Below are 23,403 nucleotides of genomic sequence, written 5' to 3'. Positions count from 1 at the left end.
AGGTGACAAGGCCCCGCCGAAGCCTTTGCTCGGGCGGGGCACGGGATCAGTTGATCAGAGCCATCTCGCAGCCGTTGACCGGGTCGGCCTCGGCCGGAAGCTGCGCCAGGACCTTCTGGGTCTGCGCGCCGCCTTCGCCCGCGACGATCTGATAGACATAGATCGGCTGGACGATGTTGTTGGTGGCCGGGTCGATGGCGGTGGCGCCGCGCGGCCCGTCGAAGCTGGTCTTCTGCAGCGCCGCGCCAAGGGTTTCGCCGTCGGTCGCGCCGGACTTGACGGCCTCGACCAGCGCGCGGGCGGCGTCATAGCCGTGGACCGCGTATTCCGACGGCAGGTGGCCCGCCTTGGCCTTGAAGGCCTCGACGAACTGCTTGTTGGCTTCGTTGTCGATGGTGGGCACGTAATGCAGCGCCGTGATCACGCCCTGGGCCGCCGGCCCCTGCGCGTCCACGTAAAGCTGCGAGGTCAGGAAGCCAGCGCCATACAGCGGTAGAGCGTCCTTCATCCCGAAGCTGTCATACTGCTTGACGAAGGAAATCGCCTCGCCGCCCGCATAGAAGGCATAGACCGCCTGCGCGCCGCTGGATTTCGCCTTGGCCAGGAAGGGTCCGAAGTCCTGCGTCTTCTGGAAGGGCGTGAATTCCTGCCCCACGATCTCGCCGCCTGCGGCCTTGAAGGCCTCGGCGAAGGCGCCGATCATCTGCTGGCCCGCGGCATAGTCGGCACCGATGGTGAACACCTTGGTGATACCCTGGTCCACCAGGTACTTGCCCATCGGCCGGTTCACCTGCTGGTTCGAGAAGGACATGCGCGTGATCCACGGGCTGCAGGCCTCGCCCGTGGCCTCGTCGTTGCCGGCGTTGGCGACGATCAGCGGCACCTTGGCGCCGTCCACCACGTCGCGGATCGCGCCGAGCACGCCCGAGCTGACGACGCCGGCCATCACGTCCACCTTGTCCTGCATGACCAGCTTGCGGGTCTTGGCCAGGCCCACCGGCGGGCTCGCCTCGCTGTCCTCGCGGACGATCTCGAAGCTGGCGCCGCTGCCTTCGCCGAAGGTGTCGAGGCCCAGGCGGAAGCCCGTCTCGATTTCCTCGCCCAGCGCGGCATAGACGCCCGAGAAGGGCAGCAGCAGGCCGACCTTGATGTCCTCGGCTTGGGCTTGGGCAACGGCGCTGCTTGCGATGATGGCCGCCACGGCGGCCTTGACGAAGTTCGACATGTTATCCTCCCAGTATGTCGATATTCTTCAGGTTTCCTGCGGATCAGCCCAGGTCGCCGCCCCCCACGGGCAGGGTGACGCCGGTGATGTAGCTGGCGTCGTCCGAGGCCAGGAACAGGATCGCTCCCGCCTGTTCATCCAGCGTGCCGTAGCGCTTCATCAGGCTGGACTGGACCGTCTGGTCGACGATGGTCCGGTACCAGTCCTCGCGCTGCTCGGTTTCGGCATTGGGGTTGCGCGGCACGGGGCGCGGCGGCGCCTCGGTCCCGCCGGGAGCGGTGGCGACCACGCGGATGCCGCGTTCGGCCACTTCCCAGGCGAGGCTCGCCGTGATCGCGTTCACGCCGCCCTTGGCCGCGGCATAGGGCACGCGGTTCAGCCCGCGCGTGGCGATGGACGAGACGTTGACGATCACGCCCCGGCCCGCCTCCAGCATCGGCTCGATCGCAGCCCGGCAGCAGTAGAGCGTCGGGAACAGCGACCGGCGCACCTCGGCGTCGATCTGCTGCGGCTCGTAGAACTCGTAGGGCTTGGCCCAGATCGTGCCGCCGACATTGTTGACCAGGATGTCGATGCGGCCCCAGCGGGCGACGGCATGGGCGATGGCCTCGCGGCAGCCCTCCCAGGTTTCAAGGTCCACCGAGACGGCTTCCGCCACCCCGCCCGCCGCGCGGATGCGCTCGACCACCTCGTCGCGGTGGGGCGAGCGGTCCACGATCAGCACCTCGGCGCCCTCGGCCGCGGCGCGTTCGGCCACCCGCGCGCCGATGCCCTGCGCGGCGCCGGTGACCACCATCACCTTGCCGGCAAAGCGGCCCGGGAAATGGGTGGCGCTCATGCGGCGGCCTCGGCCGGGGCCTCGGTCGGGTTGAACTTCTCGTAATGGAAGCTGGCGGGGGTCACGCCCGCGTGGCTGAGGTGCTGGCGCACGGCCTCGACCATCGGCGGCGGGCCACAGAGATAGACGTCCACGTCGCCGCCATTCAGGTCGCTGTCCGACAGGTGGTCGGTGACGAAGCCCTTGCGATCATGGGCGTCCTCCTCGGCGGCGAGGATGGTAATGACGTTCACTGTGCCGATGCGATCGGCCAGTGCCATGACCCGGTCCATCTCGACCAGGTCGGCGGCGCGGGTGACGGCGTAATACAGCGTGATCGGCTGGTCGGTGCCCTCGGCGGCCACCTGTTCCAGCATGGACAGGAAGGGCGCCATGCCTGTGCCGCCCGCCAGCCACAACTGCGGCCGCGTCACGGGGCGCAGGTAGAAGGCGCCCATCGGCCCCGTGACCTCGACCCGCGCGCCGGGCTGGGCGGTGTTGGACAGCCAGCCGCTCATCAGCCCGCCGGGCAGGTTGCGGATGAGAAAGCTCGCCTCGGTCGCGCCGGGGGCCGAGCTGAAGGAATAACTGCGGTGGCGCCCCGAACCGGGCACGTCGATGTTGACATACTGGCCGGCCAGGAAGGGGATCGGCTTGTCGAGCTTCAGTTGCAGCCCGAACGAGGTTTCCGACAGCCGCTCGACCGCGATCACCTCGGCGCCGACCTTCTCGGCCCCCGTCTTGCAGACGGCGGAGGAGGCCGGGACCGACACCACGCAGTCGCTGCGGGGCATCATCTGGCAGGTCAGGACATAGCCTTCTGCCGCCTCGTCCTCGGTCATGGCCTCGTCGAGGTAGAATTCCAGCTCGTACTCGCCCTTCTCGGCGTGGCACTTGCAGGTGCCGCAGACGCCGTCGCGGCAGTCCATGGGAATGTTGATGCGCTGGCGGAAGGCGGCCTCGGTCACCTTCTCATCCTCGTCGCAGTCGATGATGCGGGTGACGCCGTCCTCGAAGTTCAGCGCGATGCGGTAGGTCGTCATGGGTCAAGCCTCCTCCGTTCGCGGACGGGCTGGCCGTTCGCGTCCTGTGCGGTCAGCTCCGGCCGCCGCTCAGGGGCGGCCGGCTGCGGCGGTCAGATGTGGTAGACGTCGATCACGTGATGGATGCGGTCGTTCTTCAGCACGACCTTCTTGTCGCGGATCAGCGGCCGCGGTCCGGACAGGTCCAGGGTGTAATAGGACGTGCCCCAGTGCTGGTCCGTTTCGCCATAGCGGAACGAGAGCGTCAGCCAGTTGAACCGCAGCTTCAGCGAGTCCGAGGTGCGCTCGATGATCTCGATGTTGCTGAGGTTGTGGTTGGTGCGCGGCTCGGGAAGCGAGGTGGCCGAACTGCGGTCGGTCTTGATGCGGAAAACGCGGTCCTCGATCCCGGAGCGGTCGGGATAGTAGATCAGCGACATCTCGTTCCGGGGGTCTTCGGTCAGGGTGTCGAAGTCATCCCAGGCCGGCATCCAGAACTGGCAGTCCGGGTGGTAGAAGGTCAGCCAGTCGTCCCACTGGCGGTCATCCAGGGCGCGGGCCTCGGCGTGCAGGAACGCCTGCACCTGGTCGAAGGTGATCGCACCGGCGGTGGTGGGGGTCATCTCGTTCATCGGCGTCACTCCGCGGCGAGGGGCTGTTGCGAGGCCAGCGCGGCGCGCTCATCCTGGATGGCGCGCGCCATCCGTTCCGCCCACTGGCTGTGCTGGATGACGAACAGGCCCTCGTCCTCGGTGCGGGCGCCCGAGAGGATCGGGTTCATGCCGAGGGCCTTGGCTTCGTCGTCGGGACCGGTGATCCACTGCTTGGCGCCGCGCGACAGGTCGTTCCACTGGGCGTGCGCCGCGCCGGCATAGCCGCGCTGGGTCGCGCGGAACTCCTCGGTGTCGTCGGGGGTCGCCATGCCCGAGGCGTTGAAGAAGTCCTCGTACTGGCGGATGCGGCGGGTGCGGGCCTCCTGCGGCTCGCCCTTGGGGGCGATGCAGTAGATCGTGACCTCGGTCTTGTCCACGCTGATGGGCCGGAAGACCCGCAACTGGCTGGAGAACTGGTCCATCAGGAACAGGTTGGGATAAAGGCACAGGTTGCGCAGATAGCCGACCATCCAGTCGGCCTTGGCCTTGCCGTATTTCGCCTCGAACTCGGCATGGCGGGCATAGACCGGGCGGTTGGTCGGATCGGCCCAGGTCGTCCACAGCAGCAGGTGGCCGTTGTCGAAGCTGTAGAAGCCGCCCTTCTGCTTGGCCCATTTCGAGGCGTCGTTGGCCTTGATCTTGTCTTCCTTGCCGTCCGCCTGGCGGTGGCCGGTGGTGGCGACATAGTTCCAGTGGACGGCCGAAACGTGATAGCCGTCGGCGCCGTTCTCGGCCTGCAGCTTCCAGTTGCCGTCATAGGTGTAGGTGGACGAGCCGCGCAGCACCTCGAGCCCCTGTTCGGACTGGTCGACGACCATGTCGATCATGTGCCGGGCCTCGCCCAGGTATTCCTCGAGCGAGGACACATCCGGGTTCAGGCTGCCGAACAGGAAGCCGCGATAGTTCTCGAACCGCGCCACGCGGGTCAGGTCGTGGCTGCCGTCGCAGTTGAACTGGTCGGGGTAGCCCGCGCCGTTCGGGTCCTTGACCTTCAGCAGCTTGCCCGTATTCGAGAAGGTCCAGCCGTGGAAGGGGCAGGTGAAGGTCATCTGGTTGCGTCGCTTGAAGCGGCACAGCATCGCGCCCCGGTGCGAACAGGCGTTGACCAGCGCGTGCAGCTGGCCCTGCTTGTCGCGGGTGATGACCACGGGCGTGCGGCCCATGAACAGGGTAAAGTAATCGCCGGGGTTCGGGATCTGGCTTTCATGGGCCATGTAGATCCAGTTGCCCTCGAAGATATGCTTCATCTCGAGCTCGAACAGGTCCTCGTCGGTGAACATGTCCCGACGGGCGCGGAAGACGCCGCGCTCGGGATCGTCCTCCACCACGTTCTGCAGGCGGGCCTGCAACTCGTTCAGGTCGGTGCTGGTGAACATCTTTCTCTCCTCCCAGATCGATGATGGCCGTGGGTCGCGTGAGGCTGCCTGTGGCGCTGGTCAGCTTCCCGTGGGGGCCAGGGTGGCGCCGCGGTCGCGGCGGTAGAAACGGACCTTGTCGGGGTCCAGGGCCACGCCGATGCCCGGCCCTTGGGGCAGGTGCACGCAGAAATCGGCGTAGCGGATCGGTTCGGCCAGGATCTCGTCCTTGAGCAGCAGGGGCCCGAAAAGCTCGGTTCCCCACTGCAGCGTCTCGACGGTCGAGAACAGCTGCAGCGCGGCGGCGGTGGACACCCCGGCCTCCAGCATGGTCCCGCCGTAAAGGCCCAGGCCCGCGGCCTGCCCGATGGCGATCACCTCGGAGCCGCGGCGAAGGCCGCCCGACTGGCCGATCTTGACGGCGAAGACATCGGCCGAGCGGTTGGCCGCGACCCGCATCGCGTCGATGGGACCCTGCAGCACCTCGTCGGCCATGATCGAAAGGCGCGAGGTGTCGGTCAGCGCCTTGAGGTCGCGCAGGAACTCGGCCCGGACCGGCTGCTCGGCCAGCTCGACGCCGATCTCCTCCAGCATGGCGACGCCGCGCCTGGCGGTGGCCAGGTCCCAGGCCTGGTTCACGTCCACGCGGATGCTGGCCCGGTCGCCCACGGCCGCGCAGATCGCGCCAACATGGGCGATGTCGGACTTGAGGTCGCGCTTGCCGATCTTGAGCTTGAAGATGTTGTGGCGCCGCGCCTCGATCATGGCTTCCGCTTCGGCGATGTCGGTGGCCGAATTGCCGCTGGCCAGTGTCCAGGCGACCGGCATGGCCGGGCGCACCGCACCGCCGAACAGCTGCGCCACCGGCACGCCCAGGCGGCGGCCGAGGCCGTCCCACAGCGCGATCTCGATGGCGCAGCGGGCGATGGGGTTGCCGCGCACGGTGCGCTCGATGATGCCGATGGCGCCGTTGATGTCGTTGCCGTCATGGCCCATCAGGGCGGGGGCGATGTAATGGTCGATCGCCAGCTTGATGCTTTCGGCGCTTTCGCCGCCATAGCTGAGGCCGCCGATCGAGGTGCCCTCTCCGATCCCTTCCGAGCCGTCGTCGAAGCGGACGCGGACAAGGACGACCGACTGCGCGGTCATGGTGGTCATCGACAGGACGTGGCCCCGGATCGTGGGGATATCCAGCAGCGTGGTTTCGATCAGGTCGATCCTGGGCATGTCGGCACCTCGTGGCATGTGCTGCCACAGTCACGTCCGGGACCGGTCCTGTCGATAACGCGCCCGGTCTTGCCTGATACCCTGCGCGGCATTTTCCTTTCGCCCCGAAGGGCCGACAGCCGATGTCGCGTCTGCACCTACAGGAGAGACAAGATGCCCACGCTTCACTGGTCCCCGCGCTCGCCCTATGTCCGCAAGGTGATGGTCGCGCTGCATGAAAAGGGGCTGGCCTCGCAGGTGACGGTTGTGCGGACCCATGCCGATCCCCTGATCCCGCATGACGGGCTGATGCAGGTGAACCCTCTAAGCAAGATCCCCACGCTGGAACGCGAGGGGCTGCCGCCGATCTGGGACAGCCGCGTGATCTGCGAATGGGCCGACCAGCAAGGCACCGAAGGGCCGTGCCTGTTTCCGGCGGACCCCGAGGCGCGGCTTATCGCGCTGCGGGACGAGGCGACCGGGTCGGGGCTGATGGACATCGCCCTGCCGTGGCTGGTCGAGACGCGGATGCGGCCCGAGGAGCAGCGCAGCCCGCAGCAGATCGACGCCTGGCGGCGCAAGGCGGCCAGCACGCTCGACTGGCTGGAAGCGAACATCGGTGCCATTGCCGCCCGCGACTTCGACATCGGCCATGTCGCCATCGGGGTTGCGCTCAGCTACCTCGATTTCCGTTTCGGCGCCGAGAGCTGGCCCGAGGGACGCCCCACGCTGGCGGCCTGGCACGCCAGCTTCCGTGCCCGTCCCTCGGTGCAGGCGACCGAGTTCCGGGATGACCCCCGTCCGGCAGGCTGACACGGTTCCGTCCGTGGGGATGAGTCGCGGGCGGGCCGAAACGGCTGTCGTTAAAAAACTGTTTACAGAAACGCGTTTTAGCCCGACACCTTGATCCGCAGAAGGCCTGCCGCCGAATGAGCCGGGGACAGGTCCGACAGGCCGGGATCAACCCGGCCGTCAAGGGCAGGGGCAGGACACATGGCGCAGTTGGATCATCGAATCCAAACCGACGAGACTCATCCCATCGACATCGCCGAAACCGTGGCCCTGTGCCGCGGCTGGGAGTTCCAGCGGATGGCGGACGACCAGATCGCAGTGACGGTCCGCAGACAGTGGCGCGACCATGCGCTGACGCTTGCCTGGTCCGGACGCGACGAGATGCTGCGGCTGATCTGCTGCTTCGACCTCGATCCGCCCGAGGCGCGGATGCCGGCGCTTTACCAACTTCTGAACTTTGTCAATGACGAGGTCTGGGACGGCAGCTTCGCCTTCTGGCCGCAGCAGCGCGTGATGGTCTGGCGCTATGGGCTGGTGCTGTCCGGACAGGCGCTGGCCGAAGAGGGGCAGATCGACTGCATGATCCGCAGCGCCGTCGAAAACTGCGAGCGGTTCCATCCCTCCTTCCAGTCGGCCTGCCGGGGCGGAGAGCCCGAGGCCGCGCTGGCCCTGGCCCTTCCTGTTGCGCTGGCCCGTGCGGCCTGAGCGCCGCCTCTGGACAGTGCCGCGCCGATGGTTACCCCTTGCTGCCGACAATGGCAGGCGAGGGGGCACATGGATCTGGCGCATCTGAATGACAGGGGACTCGTGCTGGTGGGATGCGGGCGCATGGGCGGCGCGCTGCTGCAGGGTTGGCTTGCGCGCGGTCTTGCGCCCAAGGCGGTCCATGTCATCGATCCCAAGGTGCCCGGCTGGGTGGCCGAGCGCGGTGTTTCGGTCGAAGGGCCGGGCCCCGCCGATCCGGCCGTGATCGTGCTGGCAGTCAAGCCGCAGATGATGGCGGACGTGCTGCCGAGCCTTTCCCATTCAGGCGGCGCCGACCGGCTGGTGCTGTCGGTGGCTGCGGGCGTGACGCTGGCCGCCTATGGCCGCGCCTTCCCCGGCGCCCCGGTGGTGCGCGCGATGCCGAACACCCCCGCCGCCATCGGGCAGGGGATCACCGCGATCGTCGGCAACGATCAGGCAGGCCCCGCGGCACTCGACATGGCCGAATCGCTGATGGCTGCCGTGGGCCGGGTCGTCCGGCTGGCGGACGAATCGCAGATGGACGCCGTGACAGCCGTCTCTGGCTCGGGCCCCGCCTATGTCTTCCACCTGATCGAGACGCTCGCGGCGGCAGGCGAGGCCGAGGGGCTGCCTGCCGATCTCGCGCTGGACCTTGCCCGCGCGACGGTTGCAGGGGCGGGGGCGCTGGCAATGCACGAGGACGAAGACCCCGCGAAGCTGCGCGAGGCCGTGACCTCGCCTGCCGGCACGACCGCGGCCGGGCTGGCGCAACTGATGGACCCCGAAACGGGCCTTGGACCCCTGATGCGCCGCACCGTGGCGGCAGCTGCGGCGCGCGGGCGGAAGCTTGGCAAATGACCGGGCCTGCCACGCAGATCACCTATGACGACTTTGCCCGCGTGGACATCCGCGCTGGTACCATCATCCGCGCCGAGCCCTTCCCGGAAGCGCGCGTGCCCGCGATCAAGCTGTGGATCGACTTCGGTCCCGCCATCGGGGAAAAGCGCAGCTCGGCCCAGATCACCCGCCACTACGACCCGGCCCAACTGGTAGGCCGGCAGGTGCTGGCTGTGGTGAACTTCCCGCCGCGTCAGATCGGCAAGGTCATGTCCGAGGTGCTGGTCCTGGGCCTGCCCGACGCTGACGGCCAGGTGGTCCTGATCGGCCCCGACAGCCCGGTCCCGAACGGAGGACGAATGTATTGATGCGCCTGCTTGTCACCCGCCGCATGACCGCCGCCGCCGAAAAGGCGATCTCGGAGGTCTTTGATGCAACCTTCCGCGACTCGACCGCGCCCCTGACCGAGCCCGAGGCGATCGCGGCCCTGCGCGAGAATGATGCGGTCCTCCCGACGCTCGGCGATCCCTTCAACGCGGGTGTGCTCGGCACGGCCCGGCGCCGCGCGCGGGTGCTCGCGAACTTCGGTGCGGGCTTCAACCACATCGACCTGCAGGCCGCCCGTGCGGCGGGGATCGTCGTGACGAACACGCCCGATGTCGTGACCGACGCCACCGCCGACATCGCGCTGACGCTGATCCTGATGACGGCGCGCCGGGCGGGCGAGGGTGAGCGGCTGGTGCGCGCGGGCCGCTGGACCGGCTGGCACCCGACGCAGATGCTGGGGATGCACGTCACGGGCCGCACCGTCGGCATCATCGGCATGGGCCGGATCGGGCAGGCCATCGCGCGCCGCTGCCACCATGGCTTCGGGATGCCTGTGATCTTCCACAACCGCTCGGCCGTCACGGGCCTCGACCTGCCGGCGCGGCAGGTGCCTCTGGCGGACTTGCTGGCGCAGGCCGACATCGTGGTGACTGCGGTGCCTGGCGGCGGCGCGACCCGCCACCTGATCGGCACGGCCGAACTGGCTGCGATGAAGCCGGGCGCGATCCTGGTCAACATCGCCCGCGGCGACGTGGTGGACGAGGCCGCCCTGATCGCAGCATTGGAGGCGGGACAGCTCGCCGGTGCGGGCCTCGACGTCTATGAGCGTGAGCCCGAGGTGCCCGAGGCGCTGCGCATGCGCGAGGACGTGGTCCTGCTGCCGCATCTCGGCACGGCGATCGAGGAGGTGCGCACCGACATGGCCCTGCGCGCGCTGGCGAACCTGACGGCCTTCTTCCGGGGCGATGCGCCCCCTGATCGTGTGGCCTGACCCCAAAAGGGAAACCCAGTGGAACGCTGGACTTGGCACCGCGTTGTTCTTGCAGGTTGAAACAACGGAGGCCAGCAATGAACTGGGACATCATCCAGGGCAAGTGGGACCAGCTGAAGGGTTCGGTGAAGCAGGAATGGGGTGACCTGACCGACGACGAAGTCACCCAGATCAACGGCGACCGCGACAAGCTGTCGGGCAAGCTGCAGGAACGCTATGGCTGGGCCAAGGCGGATGCGGACGAGAAGATGAACGACTTCATGCGCCGCCACGGCTGACGATATCTGCCGGGAACCAAGAAGGGGCGCCGCGAGGCGCCCCTTTTGCGTGGCAGAGGCTCAGGCCGTGCGGCCCAGCAGCCGCTGACCGCCGCGCCACAAGGGCGCCAGGACAGTCGTGGAGAGCGGAATCAGCAGCAGCCCCAGCGCCAGACCGAACAGTCCGTCGAAGAAGGCCGTCACTGCCCAGCCGACGAAGCCCTGCGCCGCCGGGACGGCGTGCGCGGCGAACTCGGACCAGTGGTGGATCGTGTCGTACATCAGGCCGAAGCCAAGCTCATCAAGGCCATGCAGCACGATGTTGCCGCCCACCCACAACATCGCGGCGGTCCCGACGATGGTCAGCGTCTTCATGAAGCCGGGCATCGCCTTGACGATGGCGCGACCGGCGGATTCGAGAAATCCCTCGCGCGTGCGAGCCAGCGCGACGCCGTAATCGTCCGCCTTCACGATCAGCCCCACCGCGCCATAGACGGCAACGGTGATCGCCACGGCCACGGCGAACAGCACGATGGCGCGCATGACGATGCCCTGGTCCGGGGGAATGGTGGAAAGCGCGATGGTCATGATCTCGGCCGACAGGATGAAGTCGGTCTTGATCGCACCCTTCACCTTGGATTCCTCGAGCTGGCAGGGGTCGCCGACCTCCTCGCCCTCGTAGCTGTCATGCGCGTCATGCGGGCGAAGCGCGTGCCACACCTTCTCGGCGCCCTCGAAGCACAGGTAGGCGCCACCGATCATCAGCAAGGGCGTGATCGCCCAAGGCGCGAACTGCGAGAGGAGCAGCGCGATCGGCAGCAGGATCACGACCTTGTTGAAGATCGAGCCCTTGGCGATGCGCCACACGATCGGGATCTCGCGCTTGGCGTCGAAGCCGTGGACGTATTTTGGCGTCACCGCGGCGTCGTCGATCACGGCGCCCGCGGCCTTCATTCCGGCCTTGGCGGACATCCCCGCCACGTCGTCCACCGATGCCGCCGCGACCTTGGCGATCCCCGCCACGTCGTCCAGTAGTGCGATCAGCCCGCTCATTGCCGTTCCCTTGCCAGTCCGCTTGGTGGCGAACGCCAGCGGCGGGGTTTCGGTTCGATCAACCTGGAACAGCGGGACCTGGCCCTCCTTTCATGAGGTGACACGCCTTGCACGCGGCCCAAGGATGTTCCATCACCGGCCGGATGGACCGATGGGGGACTGCGGCGATGGCTACTCTGGATCAGAACGCGAAACCGACCGAGGAAATCGACGTCCGCGACGTCTTCGGCGTGGACAGCGACATGAAGGTCAAGGGCTTCGCCGAGCGTACCGAGCGCGTGCCGGAACTGGACCCCACCTACAAGTTCGACCCCGACACCACCTTGGCGATTCTCGCGGGCTTTGCCTATAACCGCAGGGTGATGATCCAGGGCTATCACGGCACCGGGAAATCCACCCATATCGAGCAGGTGGCCGCTCGCCTGAACTGGCCGACCGTGCGCGTGAACCTCGACAGCCACGTTTCCCGCATCGACCTGATCGGCAAGGACGCGATCAAGCTGGTGGACGGCAAGCAGGTCACCGTCTTCCACGAAGGCATCCTGCCCTGGGCGCTGCGCAACCCGACCGCCATCGTCTTCGACGAGTATGACGCGGGCCGCGCGGATGTCATGTTCGTGATCCAGCGCGTGCTGGAGGCTGAGGGCAAGCTGACCCTTCTGGACCAGAACGAGGTCATCACCCCGAACCCCTATTTCCGTCTGTTCGCCACCGCGAATACCGTGGGGCTGGGCGACACGACGGGCCTCTACCATGGCACCCAGCAGATCAACCAGGGCCAGATGGACCGCTGGAACCTGGTGGCGACGCTGAACTACCTGTCGCATGACGCCGAGGTTGCCATCGTGCTGGCCAAGGTGCCGCAGATGAACACCGAAAAGGGCCGCAGATGCGTGGCGCAGATGGTAACGCTGGCGGACCTGACGCGGACAGCCTTCATGCAGGGCGACCTGTCCACGGTCATGTCGCCGCGCACGGTGATCTCCTGGGCGCAGAACAGCCGCATCTTCGATAACGTGGGCTATGCCTTCCGCCTGACCTTCCTGAACAAGTGCGACGAGCTGGAACGCCAGACGGTTGCCGAGTTCTACCAGCGCCTGTTCGACGAGGAACTGCCGGAAAGCGCCGTGGCGAAGGCCGGGTAAGGGGACGCGCCGTCAGCGCGCCCCGTACGGCGCGCGGCTCAGGCCTCGCGCGCCGCCTTGGTCGCCCTGGTCCACCAGACCAGTTCCTCCAGCATCGATTTCAGCGAACCTTGCAGCACGCCCTCGATCTCGCTCATGGGGGCGTTCTGGCCACCGCTCCAGACCTTGAAGAACTCGGAGCCGCCGATGTGGACGGCGTTGCGCAGGGGCACCATCTGCAGCTCGACCGCGACCTGCCGCAGATGTTCGAGCGAGCGGGCACCGCCCATCGAGCCATAAGCCAGCGCCCCGGCCGGCTTGCGGTTCCAGCCCACATAGTCCTGGTCAAAGGCGTTCTTCAGCGAGGCCGGCATTCCGTGGTTATATTCCGCCAGAACGAACAGGTAGCCGTCGAACTCGGCCACTTTCTGCTGCCAGCGCACGGCCCGGGGGTCCTGCGAGGGCACATAGGCGTTCGAGGCGGCTTCGTCGAAGAAGGGCAGGTCATAGTCGCGCAGGTCCACCAGCTCGAAGTCCAGCTCGGGATGGTCCTTGACCTTGTCCATCAGCCAGGCGGCGGGCTTGTCGGCGAAGCGTGCCTGACGTGTCGAGCTGATGATGACGGCGATGCGGGGCTTGGCCATTATGGTCTCCATGATTAACTAGGTTTCCGAAAGATACTTCGGATCAGTTAGAGAGCGGGGAAAGGCCCCGCAAGAAGGCACCTTCATGAAACCATGCGACACCCATGACACCGGAACCTGCCAGCGCATCAGCGAGATGCTGTCGCGCATCGGCGACAAGTGGACGCTGCTGGTGGTCCGCGCCCTCGGGCGCGGGCCGCGCCGGTTTTCCGCCCTGCGGCGGGAACTGGGCAGCATCTCGCAGAAGATGCTGACTCGCACCCTGCGGAACCTGGAACGCGACGGGCTGGTCATCCGCACGGTGACGCCCACCACGCCGCCGCAGGTGGAATACGCGCTGACCACAATGGGCGAGGACCTGTTCGGCCCCATCGCGGCGCTGGCCGACTGGACGATCACCCATGCCGACTGCATCGACGCGGCGCGTGCCGCCTACGACGGGCGCGAGGCGTCGATTCAGCGCGCCGCATAGTCCATCAGCGCCCGGAACAGTTCGGGCGGCAGGTTCTGCGGATCGGTGATGGTGATGGTCGTCCCGGGCGGCAGGCTGGCCGGGTCCGTGGGGCTGCTGCCGGGGCGCGGAGTGATGGGCGTGGCCGCCGCCATGTCGCGCGGCAGCACGGGCGCGACGCCGCCGCCCGGCGCGGCGGCAAGGGGCGGCATCTGCGGCATGCCTTCGGCGCGGATCGGCCCCTGTTCGGCCGGGGAACGGGCCTGCGCGGAGGCCAGCGCCTCCTCCAGCTCGCGGGTGCGGCGGGCTTCGATCTGGGCAAGCTGGGCGTTCACCTGCGCCTGCACGTCCTGCTGCATCTTCGCGGTGACCGCACCAAGCTGGGCGTTCACGGCCTCGACCCCTTCGGCAAAGCCCTTGCGATAGGCCTCGTTCGCGGCGGCGGTGCAGTCCTGCGCCCAGGCGGGCAGGGCGGGCAGCATCAGGGTCAGGGCCAAAACGGTCGGGCGCATGGGAAGCCTTGTCTTGCGGAAACCTGCCCGGCGAACGCCCCGACGCCGCAAAGGGTTCGCGCAAGGGCGCATTCGACTCATGGACACGGGGCGCAACCTGTCCGAAAACAGGCCCATGAAGAGATCCGACAACCCCGCCGACCCATTCAAGAAGGCGCTGGCCGAGGCGACCCGCGCCCTGGCCGACGACCGCGAGTTGAACGTCACCTACAGCGCCGATCCCTCGGGCATTGCGGGCGACACGATGCGCCTGCCGCAGGTCAGCCGGCGAATGACGCGGGACGAGATCGTGCAGGCGCGGGGCACCGCCGACGCGCTGGCGATGAAGCTGCGCCACCACGACGACGCGACCCACGCCCGCTATGCACCGACCGGCCCGATGGCGCGCGAGCTTTACGAGGCGATGGAAACCGCCCGTTGCGAGGCCCTGGGCGCGCGCGACATGCCGGGCGCGCTGTCGAACATCGACGCCAGGCTGGGGGCCGAGGCCGACCGCAAGGGATACGGCCAGATCAAGGCCCCGGCCGATGCGCCTCTGTCGGTCGCGGCGGGCTATCTGGTGCGGCAGGCGGCCACGGGCCGCGCCCTGCCTGCGTCGGCGCAGCACGTGGCCGACCTGTGGCGGCCCTTCGTCGAACAGCAGGCGGCCGGCGCGCTGGCCGACGTGAACGCCGCGCTGGCGGACCAGGCGGCCTTTGCGCGGCTGTCGCGCAAGGTCATCGCCGACCTCGGCTATGGCGACCAGTTGGGCGACGATCCCGACGAGCCGCAGCAGGACGATTCCGACGAGAACGCCGAGCAGGACGAGGAAGCCGGCGACAACCAGTCGCGCGAGCAGGAAGAAGGCGAGGACGCCGAGGCCAGCCCCGAGCAGAGCCAGGAGCGGACCCAGGACGAGCGGCAGGCGCAGGTGTCGCTGGACGACCAGTCCGACGAGGAACTGGTCGAGAACGCCGAAATGGCGGACAGCGAGATGCCGCCCGAGCTGCCTCCGCCCGTCAGCGAGGCGAGCGCCGACTACAAGGTCTACACGCAAGCCTTCGACGAGGAGATCCGGGCCGAGGAACTGGCCGACCCGGCCGAACTCGAACGCCTGCGCGCCTATCTGGACAAGCAGCTTGAACCCCTGCGCGGTGCCGTCAGCCGGCTGGCGAACAAGCTGCAGCGCCGCCTGCAGGCCCAGCAGAACCGCAGCTGGGAGTTCGACAAGGAGGAAGGCACGCTTGATGCGGGCCGTTTGGCGCGGGTGGTGGCGAACCCGACGACTCCGCTGTCCTTCAAGTGGGAGAAGGACACCGAGTTCCGGGATACTGTTGTCACGATCCTGATCGACAACTCCGGCTCGATGCGCGGGCGGCCGATCTCCATCGCGGCGATCTGCGCCGACGTGCTGGCGCGGACGCTGGAACGCTGTTCCGTCAAGGTCGAGATCCTCGGCTTCACCACCCGCGCCTGGAAGGGCGGGCAGAGCCGCGAGAAATGGCTGCAGGACGGCCGCCCCGCCGCGCCGGGGCGCCTGAACGACCTGCGCCACATCATCTACAAGGGGGCCGACGCGCCCTGGCGGCGGGTGCGGCCGAATCTCGGGCTGATGATGAAGGAAGGGCTGCTGAAGGAGAACATCGACGGCGAGGCGCTGGAATGGGCGCATCGGCGGCTCGTGCGGCGGTCCGAAGCGCGGCGCATCCTGATGGTGATCTCGGACGGCGCGCCCGTGGACGATTCGACCCTGTCGGTGAACCCGGCGAGCTATCTGGAAAAGCACCTGCGCGACGTGATCGCCATGATCGAGCGCCGCGCGCAGGTCGAGCTGATCGCCATCGGCATCGGCCACGACGTGACCCGTTACTACCAGCGCGCGGTGACGATCACCGACGTGGACCAGTTGGCCGGCGCGATGACCGAGCAACTCGCCGGGCTGTTCGAAAGCGACCCGCGCAAGCGGGCGCGGGCGATGGGCGGCGCGGCCCGGCGTTGAGCGACGGCCGGGGTCCCGCAGGGGCGCAGACGCGCCGGGTTGTCGCTGCGGTGACCTTGGCGCTCGTGCTGGCGCTGCCGGGCTGCGGGGTGGTGCCGATCCGGCTGGCCCCGGCGGTGCCCGCCGCCGCGCAGTTGCAGGCCGAACCCCCTGGCTATGCCCGCATCCGCGCCTTCGGGGACGGGCTTGGCCCCAGCGGCGCTTCGTCCGACGACCTCGGGCGCGCGGCGCTGGCCCGTCTGCAGTCCAGCGAGCCGATCGACCTGCTGGCGCTGTCGGGCGGTGCCGATGCCGGGGCGTTCGGGGCGGGCGTGCTGAAAGGCTGGACCCAGCGCGGCGACCGGCCCGAGTTCGACTATGTCACCGGCGTCTCGACCGGCGCGCTGATCGCGGCGCTGGCCTTCCTGGGACCGCGCTACGACGACGCGCTTGAACATTTCTACACCCGCACCACCGCCAGCGACGTGTTCATCCTGCGACCTCTGGCGGCGCTGGCGGGCGCGCCCTCGATCGGGGACAGCGCGCCGCTGCGGAACCAGATCAACCGGATCGTGACGCCCCGGATGGTGGCCGAGATCGCGGCCGAGCGCCGCAAGGGCCGGATGCTGCTGATCGGGACCACGAACCTTGACGCGCAGCGGCAGGTGATCTGGGACATCGGGCGGATCGCGGCCTCGAGCCAGCCGGACCGGGTGCAGCTGATCCGCGACGTCCTGCTGGCCTCGGCCTCGGTGCCGGGGGCCTTCCCGCCCGTGACTATCGACGTGGGGGCGGACGGTCGGCATTATCAGGAACTGCACGTCGATGGCGGGGTGACGCGTGGCGTCTTCGCCTATCCGCCGGGCCTGCGGCTGCCGCCGCCCATGGGGCCGCGCCGGATGTGGGTGATCCGCAACTCGAAGCTTGCGGCCGAATACGAGCCCACGCGCCAAGGGGTGGTCTCGATTGCCGAGCGCAGCCTGACCACGCTGATCAAGCACCAGTCCGTCGGCAACATCGCGGACATGCAGGCACAGGCGCGCCGCGACGGCTTCGGCTTCAACGTGACGGCGGTGCCGCCGAACCTTGCGCTTCCGCCCTACAAGCCCTTCGATGCGGCCTACATGAACACGCTGTTCCAGGCGGGGCTGGCAACGGGCCGCTCGGCCCATGGCTGGGCAGACGATGCCGGGCCGCTGATGGGGCAGCACTGAAGGAAAGGAACCGGGCATGACCTGGCAGGAGTTTTCGGCCCCCTCGGACCCGGCGGCAAGCGGTCCGCGCCTGACGGCGCTGAGGGCGCTGATGGCGCGCGAGGGGCTGGACGCCGTGATCGTGCCCCGCGCCGACGCCTGGCAGGGCGAATACGTGGCGGATGCGGATGCGAGGCTGCGCTGGCTCACGGGATTCTCCGGCAGTGCGGGCTTCGGCATCGTCACGGCGTCCCAGGCGGGAGTCTTCATCGACGGCCGCTATCGCGTGCAGGTGCGCGCCGAGGTGGACCCGGCGCTTTTCACCCCGGTGCCCTGGCCCGAAACCACGGCCAGCGCCTGGCTGAAGCAGGCGCTTCCGCAGGGCGGCGTGCTGGGCTATGACCCCTGGCTGCATACCCGCACCGAGATCGAGGCGCTGGAGAAGGGCCTCGCGGGCAGCGGCATCACCCTGCGCGCCATCCCGAACCCTGTCGATGCGATCTGGCCCGACCGGCCTGCACCCCCCATGGGTGCCGCCCGCATCCATGACGCGGCGGTGGCAGGGGCGACCCCGGCCGAGCGGCGTGGGCAGATCGCCAGGGCGCTGGCCAAGGCGGGGCAGGGTGCGACGGTGCTGACCCTGCCGGACTCGATTGCCTGGCTGCTGAACATCAGGGGCGCCGACATTCCCCGCAACCCGGTCGTGCAGGCGTTTGCCACCGTTGATGCAACGGGGCGGGTCGGGCTTTACGCCAACACGGCCAAGTTCGACGCGCAGGTCCGCGCCCATCTGGGCAACGAAGTCACGATCTTGCCGCCGGATGGCTTCACGGCGGCTCTTGCTGGGCTGAAGGGGCCGGTGCGGCTGGACGCCGACACGGCGCCCGAGGCCGTGTTCCGCGCCCTGGAGGAAGCGGGCATCGAGATCGCCCGCGACCGCGACCTGGTGGCGCTGCCCAAGGCGCGCAAGACCCCGGCCGAGTTGGAGGGGATGCGCGCCGCCCATCGCCGCGACGCTGTGGCGATGGTCCGGGCGCTCGCCTGGATCGACGCGCAGCGGCCCGGCGAGTTCACCGAGATCGACGTGGTGCGCACCCTGGAAGGTTTCCGGCGCGAGGCGGGAGCCATCGACATCAGCTTCGACACCATCTGCGGCTCGGGCCCGAACGGCGCCATCGTGCATTACCGCGTGACCGAGGCCACCAACCGGACCGTGGGCAAGGGCGAATTGCTGCTTCTTGATTCCGGCGCGCAGTTCCTGGACGGCACGACCGACATCACTCGGACCATCGCCATCGGCGAGCCGCCCGAGGCGGCGCGGGACGCCTATACCCGCGTGTTGCAGGGGATGATCGGCCTCAGCCGGTTGCGCTTTCCCAAGGGCCTCGCAGGCCGCGACATCGAGGCGGTGGCCCGCGCGCCGCTGTGGTCGGCGGGCATGGACTTCGACCATGGCACCGGGCACGGAGTCGGCGCGGCGCTTTGCGTTCACGAGGGACCGTTGCGGATCTCGCGGCTGTCCGAGTTGCCGCTCGAGCCCGGCATGATCTTTTCCAACGAACCCGGTTATTACCGTGAGGGCGAATGGGGCATCCGCATCGAGAACCTGGTGGCGGTTGAGCCCGCCCACAGCCCCGACGGGCGCGAGATGCTGGGTTTCGAGACGCTGACGCTGGTTCCCATCGACAAGCGCCTGATCGAGATCGGAATGTTGAGCCGCGCCGAGATCGCCTGGCTTGACGCCTATCACGCCCGAGTGCTGGATGAAATCGGGCCTCTGGTGCCGGACGAGGTGCGGCCGTGGCTGGAGCGGGCGACCGCGCCCCTGTAGGCTTGGGTCGCTGGGGGCGCTGCCCCCGTCGCCTCTGGCGACTCCCCCGGGATATTTCCGGACAGAAGATCGGGCTTGAGGGCGCGGGGGCGCGCTGGCATCTTCCCTGCGCCTTCAAGGAGTCCGAAGATGCCCATTTCCGAAGCCGTCCTGTCCGAGTTGCGCGCCATCCTGGGCGACCGGCTTTCCACCGGTGAGTCCGATCGCGAGCTGCATGGCGCCTCGGAAACCTTCCACCGCGCGCCGCCGCCCGATGCCGTGGCCTTCCCGCTGAACACCGGGGAAGTCTCGCGCGTGCTGAAGGTCTGCAATGACAATGGCGTGCCGGTGATCGGCTGGGGCACCGGCACTTCGCTGGAAGGGCACGCCCTGGCGATCCACGGCGGGCTGGTGATCGACCTGATGCGGATGGACCGCGTGCTGGAGGTGCGGGCCGAGGACATGCTGGCCGTGGTTCAGCCCGGCGTGACGCGCGAGGCGCTGAACACGGAACTGCGCGCGACCGGGCTGATGTTCCCCGTCGATCCGGGGGCGAACGCCTCGATCGGCGGCATGGCCTCGACCCGGGCCAGCGGGACGACGGCAGTGCGCTATGGCACGATGCGGCAGAACATCCTGGCGCTGGAGGTCGTGCTGGCCGACGGTCGCGTGATCCGCACCGGCACCCGCGCCGCCAAGTCCAGCGCGGGCTATGACCTGACTGCGCTGATGGTGGGGTCGGAAGGCACCCTTGGCATCATCACCGAACTGACCCTGCGCCTGCACGGCCAGCCCGAGGACGTGGCCGCCGCGGTCTGCGCCTTTCCCTCGCTGACCGAGGCCGTGACCTGCGTGGCCCAGACCATGCAGATGGGCATCCCCATGGCGCGGATCGAATTCATGGACCCGATGGCCATGCGCGCGATCAACCTGCAGATGGGCTCGGACTACCGCGAGGAGCCGCATCTGATGATCGAGTTCAATGGCTCGCCCGACGCGGTGCGCGCAAATGCGGAGGCCTTCGGCGAGATCGCGGCCGAGCACGGCGGGCAGAACTTTCAGTGGGCCTCGACGCTTGAGGAGCGCAACCGTCTCTGGGCCGCGCGGCACAACAGCTACTGGGCCACGCTGAAGCTGCGCCCCGGCGCGACGGGCGTCGTCACCGACATCTGCGTGCCCATGTCCGAGCTTCCCGGCGCGGTGGCCGCCGCCGCCGCCGACATGGAGGAGGCGGGTATCCCCGGCAACATCGTGGGTCACGTGGGTGACGGCAACTTCCACACGCTGATGCTGGTCGAGCCCGGCAACACCGAGGAAATCGCCACCGCCAAGCGCCTCGCCCGCCGCATGGCCGAGCGCGCGATCGCCGTCGGCGGCACGATCAGCGGCGAACATGGGATCGGTGTGGGCAAGCGCGACCTGATGCTGGACCAGCATGGAGAGGCCTGCGCGGTCATGTCCGCGATCAAGCGGGCGCTTGATCCCAACAACATCATGAACCCCGGCAAGCTGCTGCCCGATTTCAACTGATCGGGCACCCCCGGCACGTCCTGACGGTTTCGTGAACGGGGCGTGCGTGGTGGCTTGCGGGGCGCAGGTGACTTTGTCCGGGATCCGGTGAAATAGTCCGCCAAAAAGAAGCCAAAGAAACGGAATGAGGCGGACATGAAATCCTGGATCAAGGCGGCGGCGCTGCTCGCGGTCACGGTGCTGGCGGCTTGTGGCGGCGGGCCCACGCGGCAGGTGGTGACGGACATCAGCATCGGCTCGGGGCAGTCGGTGCAGGGCGGCTTCGTCGGCGGCGCGGTGCCGCTGCTGGGCGACACGGCGCCGCATGTCTGGACCAGCGGGCACCCCTACAACCACCAGGTCCACGGGGTGGACGTGTCCCGCTATCAGGGCAACGTGAACTGGCACCAGGCGCGGGGCGCTGGCATCAGCTTCGCCTTCATCAAGGCGACCGAGGGCGGCGACCACTCGGACCCCATGTTCCGACGCTACTGGGCCGAGACGCGGGCCGCAGGCATCCCGCGCGGCGCCTATCACTTCTACTACTTCTGCCGCTCGGGCGCCGAGCAGGCGGCCTGGTTCATGGCCAACGTGCCCCGCGAGCGCGGCGCGCTGCCGCCAGTGATCGATCTCGAATGGAACCACCAGTCGCGCAACTGCCGCTACAAGCCTTCCCCCGAAGAGGTGCGGCGCGAAGTCAACATCATGATGTCCATGCTGCACCAGTATTATGGTCAGCGGCCGATCATCTACACCACGGTCGATTTCTACCGCGACACCGGGGTGCGTAGCGTGAATGCCGAGTTCTGGCTGCGTTCGGTCGCCGACCATCCGCGCGTCACCTATCCCGGCCAGCGGTGGAGCTTCTGGCAATACACCGGCACCGGCACCGCGCCGGGCTTCACAGGCAACGTGGACCTGAACGCCTTTGCCGGCAACCGCGCCCAGTGGAACGGCTGGCTGTCGGCCCGGATGCAGCGCTGAAGGCCTGACTTGGCGCGCCCGGCCGTCGGGCGCGCCCTTCCGCCGGGCCAAGTCCCGGGATTTCTACGCAGGCGACTGCCTTGTGCCGTTCTGACCGGCTTGACTTGACTGCCGCCGCGGCGTTCATGCGGCACCGGACCACAAGAGGACGCGCCATGAACGCCTATCGCAGCCACACCTGCGGCCAGTTGACCGCCGCCGACGCCGGGAACACCGTGCGCCTGTCGGGCTGGGTGCATCGGGTGCGCGACCACGGGGGCGTGCTGTTCATCGACCTGCGCGACCATTACGGCATTACGCAGGTGATCGCCGACAGCGACTCTCCGGCGTTTTCCACGCTGGAAAAACTGCGGGCCGAGACGGTGATCCGCATCGACGGCAAGGTAAAGTTGCGCGACGCCTCGCTGGTGAACCCCAAGCTGTCCACCGGCGAGATCGAGGTCTATGCGACCGAAGTCGAGGTGCTGGGCGCGTCCGACGACCTGCCGCTGCCGGTCTTCGGCGACCAGGACTACCCGGAAGAAACGCGCCTCGCCTATCGCTTCCTCGACCTGCGCCGCGAGAGCCTGCACAACAACATCATGCTGCGCTCGCGCGTCATCAAATGGCTGCGCGACGCCATGTGGGACGCGGGCTTCACCGAGTTCCAGACGCCGATCATCACGGCCTCATCGCCCGAAGGCGCGCGCGACTTCCTCGTGCCCTCGCGCCTGCATCCGGGCAAGTTCTATGCACTGCCGCAGGCGCCGCAGCAGTTCAAGCAGTTGATCATGGTCGCGGGCTTCGACCGCTATTTCCAGATCGCCCCCTGCTTCCGCGACGAGGACCCGCGCGCCGACCGCTCGCCAACGGACTTCTACCAGCTCGACATCGAGATGAGCTTCGTCGAGCAGAAGGACGTCTTCGCCGCCGTCCAGCCCGTGATCCAGGGCCTGTTCGAGACATTCGGCAACGGCCGCCGCGTGGACGCCGAATGGCCGCTGATCCCCTATGTCGAGTCGCTGAAGAAATACGGCACCGACAAGCCCGACCTGCGCAACCCCATCGAGATGGTGGACGTCTCCGAACACTTCCGCGGCTCGGGCTTCGGCATCTTCGCCAAGCTGCTGGAGCAGGAGGGCACCGAGGTTCGCGCCATCCCCGCGCCGACCGGCGGCAGCCGCAAGTTCGCGGACCGGATGAACGCATTTGCCCAACAGCAGGGCCTGCCGGGGATGGGCTATATCTTCTGGCGCAAGGATGACGCGGGCGCGACCGAGGCGGCCGGTCCCATCGCCAAGGCGCTCGGCCCTGAAAAGACTGAAGGCATCCGCGCGGCGCTGAACCTGAAGGAAGGCGATGCCGTCTTCTTCCTCGGCGGCAAGCCCTCGGACTTCGAGGCGGTCGCGGGGCGGGCGCGGACCGAGATCGGGCGTGAGCTGGGGCTGGTCGACGAGAACCAGTTCAAGTTCGCTTGGATCGTCGATTTCCCGATGTACGAGAAGACCGACGACGGAAGAATCGACTTCAGCCACAACCCCTTCTCGATGCCGCAGGGCGGGATGGAGGCGCTGCAGGGCGACCCGCTGAAGGTCCATGCCTACCAGTATGACCTTGCCTGCAACGGCTACGAACTGATCTCGGGCGGCATCCGCAACCACACGCCGGACATCATGTTCAAGGCCTTCGAGATTGCCGGTTACGGCCGGGACGAGGTCGAAAAGCGCTTCGGCGGCATGGTCAAGGCCTTCCGCTATGGCGCTCCTCCTCACGGCGGTTGCGCGGCCGGCATCGACCGGATCGTGATGCTGCTGGCGGACGAGCAGAACATCCGCGAGGTCATCATGTTCCCGATGAACCAGCGGGCCGAGGACCTGATGATGGGTGCGCCGAGCGAACCCACCAACGAGCAGATGCGCGAGTTGCGCCTGCGGGCGCTGCCCAAGGACGCCTGAGCGGCATCCCGCCGTCAGCAAAGC

The 23,403-nt window shown here is 68.1% G+C and carries 23 protein-coding genes; 14 read left to right on the top strand and 9 right to left on the bottom strand.

The genetic code is table 11. The features are described from left to right. Positions 1 to 46: 46 nt before the first annotated feature. From ACFFII_RS07520 to ACFFII_RS07495, 6 genes are all read right to left on the bottom strand, one after another. The gene (locus ACFFII_RS07520) at positions 47 to 1,225 is read right to left on the bottom strand and encodes an ABC transporter substrate-binding protein (protein ID WP_377698272.1); all 1,179 of its coding nucleotides are present in this window, start codon (positions 1,223 to 1,225) and stop codon (positions 47 to 49) included. A 43-nt stretch (positions 1,226 to 1,268) separates the two neighbouring features. Further along, positions 1,269 to 2,063: a benzoate diol dehydrogenase BenD gene (benD, locus tag ACFFII_RS07515; RefSeq protein WP_377698271.1), complete on the bottom strand. Its 795-nt coding sequence runs from the start codon at positions 2,061 to 2,063 to the stop codon at positions 1,269 to 1,271. Continuing rightward, positions 2,060 to 3,085, bottom strand: coding sequence for a benzoate 1,2-dioxygenase electron transfer component BenC (benC, locus tag ACFFII_RS07510; RefSeq protein WP_377698270.1), 1,026 nt, complete (start codon positions 3,083 to 3,085; stop codon positions 2,060 to 2,062). The genes benD and benC overlap by 4 nt, the downstream gene beginning before the upstream one ends. 92 nt (positions 3,086 to 3,177) lie before the next feature. Beyond that, entirely contained in the window at positions 3,178 to 3,696 is a 519-nt protein-coding gene (gene benB, locus ACFFII_RS07505; protein ID WP_090753318.1) for a benzoate 1,2-dioxygenase small subunit, read from the bottom strand. Positions 3,697 to 3,701: 5 nt separating this feature from the next. Next, positions 3,702 to 5,093: a benzoate 1,2-dioxygenase large subunit gene (gene benA / locus ACFFII_RS07500; RefSeq protein ID WP_377698269.1), complete on the bottom strand. Its 1,392-nt coding sequence runs from the start codon at positions 5,091 to 5,093 to the stop codon at positions 3,702 to 3,704. A 60-nt stretch (positions 5,094 to 5,153) separates the two neighbouring features. After that, positions 5,154 to 6,299, bottom strand: a complete 1,146-nt coding sequence (locus ACFFII_RS07495; RefSeq protein ID WP_377698268.1) for a muconate/chloromuconate family cycloisomerase — start codon at positions 6,297 to 6,299, stop codon at positions 5,154 to 5,156. A 153-nt stretch (positions 6,300 to 6,452) separates the two neighbouring features. Here ACFFII_RS07495 and ACFFII_RS07490 point away from each other — a divergent pair, with 153 nt between their 5' ends. The 6 genes from ACFFII_RS07490 to ACFFII_RS07465 all read left to right on the top strand — a co-directional run bounded on the left by ACFFII_RS07490 (position 6,453) and on the right by ACFFII_RS07465 (position 10,229). Then, positions 6,453 to 7,091, top strand: a complete 639-nt coding sequence (locus tag ACFFII_RS07490; protein ID WP_377698267.1) for a glutathione S-transferase family protein — start codon at positions 6,453 to 6,455, stop codon at positions 7,089 to 7,091. Between the two features lie 180 nt (positions 7,092 to 7,271). Then, on the top strand, positions 7,272 to 7,775 hold the full coding sequence (locus ACFFII_RS07485; protein WP_377698266.1) for a type III secretion system chaperone family protein: 504 nt from the start codon (positions 7,272 to 7,274) through the stop codon (positions 7,773 to 7,775). Between the two features lie 69 nt (positions 7,776 to 7,844). Further along, the gene (gene proC / locus ACFFII_RS07480) at positions 7,845 to 8,654 is read left to right on the top strand and encodes a pyrroline-5-carboxylate reductase (protein WP_377698265.1); all 810 of its coding nucleotides are present in this window, start codon (positions 7,845 to 7,847) and stop codon (positions 8,652 to 8,654) included. Further along, a complete protein-coding gene (locus ACFFII_RS07475) occupies positions 8,651 to 9,001 on the top strand; it encodes a tRNA-binding protein (protein WP_377698264.1) in 351 nt (116 codons plus the stop codon). Before proC ends, ACFFII_RS07475 begins: the two co-directional genes overlap by 4 nt. Next, entirely contained in the window at positions 9,001 to 9,951 is a 951-nt protein-coding gene (locus ACFFII_RS07470) for a 2-hydroxyacid dehydrogenase (RefSeq protein ID WP_377698348.1), read from the top strand. The genes ACFFII_RS07475 and ACFFII_RS07470 overlap by 1 nt, the downstream gene beginning before the upstream one ends. Before the next feature lie 77 nt (positions 9,952 to 10,028). Further along, on the top strand, positions 10,029 to 10,229 hold the full coding sequence (locus tag ACFFII_RS07465; RefSeq protein WP_377698263.1) for a CsbD family protein: 201 nt from the start codon (positions 10,029 to 10,031) through the stop codon (positions 10,227 to 10,229). Positions 10,230 to 10,289: 60 nt separating this feature from the next. On the opposite strand, the gene ACFFII_RS07460 is transcribed toward ACFFII_RS07465, so the two are convergent. Beyond that, positions 10,290 to 11,261 carry a DUF808 domain-containing protein gene (locus ACFFII_RS07460; RefSeq protein ID WP_377698262.1) on the bottom strand — a complete coding sequence of 324 codons (972 nt, stop codon included), beginning with the start codon at positions 11,259 to 11,261 and terminating at the stop codon, positions 10,290 to 10,292. Positions 11,262 to 11,428: 167 nt separating this feature from the next. Here ACFFII_RS07460 and cobS point away from each other — a divergent pair, with 167 nt between their 5' ends. Then, the gene (gene cobS, locus ACFFII_RS07455) at positions 11,429 to 12,406 is read left to right on the top strand and encodes a cobaltochelatase subunit CobS (protein WP_377698261.1); all 978 of its coding nucleotides are present in this window, start codon (positions 11,429 to 11,431) and stop codon (positions 12,404 to 12,406) included. A gap of 38 nt (positions 12,407 to 12,444) precedes the next feature. Here the strand turns inward: cobS and ACFFII_RS07450 are convergent, their stop codons facing one another. Then, complete coding sequence (locus ACFFII_RS07450; RefSeq protein WP_377698260.1) at positions 12,445 to 13,041, bottom strand: NADPH-dependent FMN reductase; 597 nt, start codon at positions 13,039 to 13,041, stop codon at positions 12,445 to 12,447. Positions 13,042 to 13,114: 73 nt separating this feature from the next. On the opposite strand from ACFFII_RS07450, the gene ACFFII_RS07445 reads away from it, so the two are divergent. After that, positions 13,115 to 13,501, top strand: a complete 387-nt coding sequence (locus ACFFII_RS07445) for a winged helix-turn-helix transcriptional regulator (protein ID WP_377698259.1) — start codon at positions 13,115 to 13,117, stop codon at positions 13,499 to 13,501. Here the strand turns inward: ACFFII_RS07445 and ACFFII_RS07440 are convergent. After that, complete coding sequence (locus ACFFII_RS07440; protein ID WP_377698258.1) at positions 13,486 to 13,992, bottom strand: hypothetical protein; 507 nt, start codon at positions 13,990 to 13,992, stop codon at positions 13,486 to 13,488. The genes ACFFII_RS07445 and ACFFII_RS07440 overlap by 16 nt on opposite strands. 115 nt (positions 13,993 to 14,107) lie before the next feature. Between ACFFII_RS07440 and cobT the strand changes: the two genes are divergently transcribed. The 6 genes from cobT to aspS all read left to right on the top strand — a co-directional run bounded on the left by cobT (position 14,108) and on the right by aspS (position 23,379). Next, complete coding sequence (cobT, locus tag ACFFII_RS07435) at positions 14,108 to 15,970, top strand: cobaltochelatase subunit CobT (RefSeq protein ID WP_377698257.1); 1,863 nt, start codon at positions 14,108 to 14,110, stop codon at positions 15,968 to 15,970. Further along, positions 15,967 to 17,163 (top strand): patatin-like phospholipase family protein, encoded by a 1,197-nt coding sequence (locus ACFFII_RS07430; protein WP_377698256.1) that lies wholly within the window; start codon positions 15,967 to 15,969, stop codon positions 17,161 to 17,163. Before cobT ends, ACFFII_RS07430 begins: the two co-directional genes overlap by 4 nt. A 16-nt stretch (positions 17,164 to 17,179) precedes the next feature. Beyond that, entirely contained in the window at positions 17,180 to 18,973 is a 1,794-nt protein-coding gene (locus ACFFII_RS07425) for an aminopeptidase P family protein (protein WP_377698254.1), read from the top strand. Positions 18,974 to 19,102: 129 nt separating this feature from the next. Next, positions 19,103 to 20,482: an FAD-binding oxidoreductase gene (locus ACFFII_RS07420; protein WP_377698252.1), complete on the top strand. Its 1,380-nt coding sequence runs from the start codon at positions 19,103 to 19,105 to the stop codon at positions 20,480 to 20,482. Between the two features lie 135 nt (positions 20,483 to 20,617). Then, positions 20,618 to 21,445 (top strand): glycoside hydrolase family 25 protein, encoded by an 828-nt coding sequence (locus ACFFII_RS07415; RefSeq protein WP_377698251.1) that lies wholly within the window; start codon positions 20,618 to 20,620, stop codon positions 21,443 to 21,445. Between the two features lie 155 nt (positions 21,446 to 21,600). Next, positions 21,601 to 23,379 (top strand): aspartate--tRNA ligase, encoded by a 1,779-nt coding sequence (aspS, locus tag ACFFII_RS07410; RefSeq protein ID WP_377698250.1) that lies wholly within the window; start codon positions 21,601 to 21,603, stop codon positions 23,377 to 23,379. Positions 23,380 to 23,403 lie beyond the last annotated feature (24 nt).

It is taken from the genome of Paracoccus niistensis (assembly GCF_042432925.1).
Classification (GTDB): Bacteria; Pseudomonadota; Alphaproteobacteria; order Rhodobacterales; family Rhodobacteraceae; genus Paracoccus; species Paracoccus niistensis.
This window is presented reverse-complemented; position numbering and strand designations above follow the sequence as displayed.

Bases quoted from the DNA above. Each gene is read 5' to 3' on its own strand.
- ACFFII_RS07490 (WP_377698267.1), top strand. From the start codon at position 6,453: ATGCCCACGCTTCACTGGTCCCCGCGCTCGCCCTATGTCCGCAAGGTG.
- ACFFII_RS07460 (WP_377698262.1), bottom strand. From the start codon at position 11,261: ATGAGCGGGCTGATCGCACTACTGGACGACGTGGCGGGGATCGCCAAG.
- ACFFII_RS07425 (WP_377698254.1), top strand. From the start codon at position 17,180: ATGACCTGGCAGGAGTTTTCGGCCCCCTCGGACCCGGCGGCAAGCGGT.
- benA (WP_377698269.1), bottom strand. From the start codon at position 5,093: ATGTTCACCAGCACCGACCTGAACGAGTTGCAGGCCCGCCTGCAGAAC.
- ACFFII_RS07445 (WP_377698259.1), top strand. From the start codon at position 13,115: ATGAAACCATGCGACACCCATGACACCGGAACCTGCCAGCGCATCAGC.
- aspS (WP_377698250.1), top strand. From the start codon at position 21,601: ATGAACGCCTATCGCAGCCACACCTGCGGCCAGTTGACCGCCGCCGAC.
- cobS (WP_377698261.1), top strand. From the start codon at position 11,429: ATGGCTACTCTGGATCAGAACGCGAAACCGACCGAGGAAATCGACGTC.
- ACFFII_RS07470 (WP_377698348.1), top strand. From the start codon at position 9,001: ATGCGCCTGCTTGTCACCCGCCGCATGACCGCCGCCGCCGAAAAGGCG.
- proC (WP_377698265.1), top strand. From the start codon at position 7,845: ATGGATCTGGCGCATCTGAATGACAGGGGACTCGTGCTGGTGGGATGC.
- ACFFII_RS07415 (WP_377698251.1), top strand. From the start codon at position 20,618: ATGAAATCCTGGATCAAGGCGGCGGCGCTGCTCGCGGTCACGGTGCTG.
- cobT (WP_377698257.1), top strand. From the start codon at position 14,108: ATGAAGAGATCCGACAACCCCGCCGACCCATTCAAGAAGGCGCTGGCC.
- ACFFII_RS07485 (WP_377698266.1), top strand. From the start codon at position 7,272: ATGGCGCAGTTGGATCATCGAATCCAAACCGACGAGACTCATCCCATC.
- ACFFII_RS07440 (WP_377698258.1), bottom strand. From the start codon at position 13,992: ATGCGCCCGACCGTTTTGGCCCTGACCCTGATGCTGCCCGCCCTGCCC.
- ACFFII_RS07465 (WP_377698263.1), top strand. From the start codon at position 10,029: ATGAACTGGGACATCATCCAGGGCAAGTGGGACCAGCTGAAGGGTTCG.
- ACFFII_RS07450 (WP_377698260.1), bottom strand. From the start codon at position 13,041: ATGGAGACCATAATGGCCAAGCCCCGCATCGCCGTCATCATCAGCTCG.
- benD (WP_377698271.1), bottom strand. From the start codon at position 2,063: ATGAGCGCCACCCATTTCCCGGGCCGCTTTGCCGGCAAGGTGATGGTG.
- ACFFII_RS07520 (WP_377698272.1), bottom strand. From the start codon at position 1,225: ATGTCGAACTTCGTCAAGGCCGCCGTGGCGGCCATCATCGCAAGCAGC.
- ACFFII_RS07420 (WP_377698252.1), top strand. From the start codon at position 19,103: ATGCCCATTTCCGAAGCCGTCCTGTCCGAGTTGCGCGCCATCCTGGGC.
- ACFFII_RS07475 (WP_377698264.1), top strand. From the start codon at position 8,651: ATGACCGGGCCTGCCACGCAGATCACCTATGACGACTTTGCCCGCGTG.
- benC (WP_377698270.1), bottom strand. From the start codon at position 3,085: ATGACGACCTACCGCATCGCGCTGAACTTCGAGGACGGCGTCACCCGC.
- benB (WP_090753318.1), bottom strand. From the start codon at position 3,696: ATGAACGAGATGACCCCCACCACCGCCGGTGCGATCACCTTCGACCAG.
- ACFFII_RS07495 (WP_377698268.1), bottom strand. From the start codon at position 6,299: ATGCCCAGGATCGACCTGATCGAAACCACGCTGCTGGATATCCCCACG.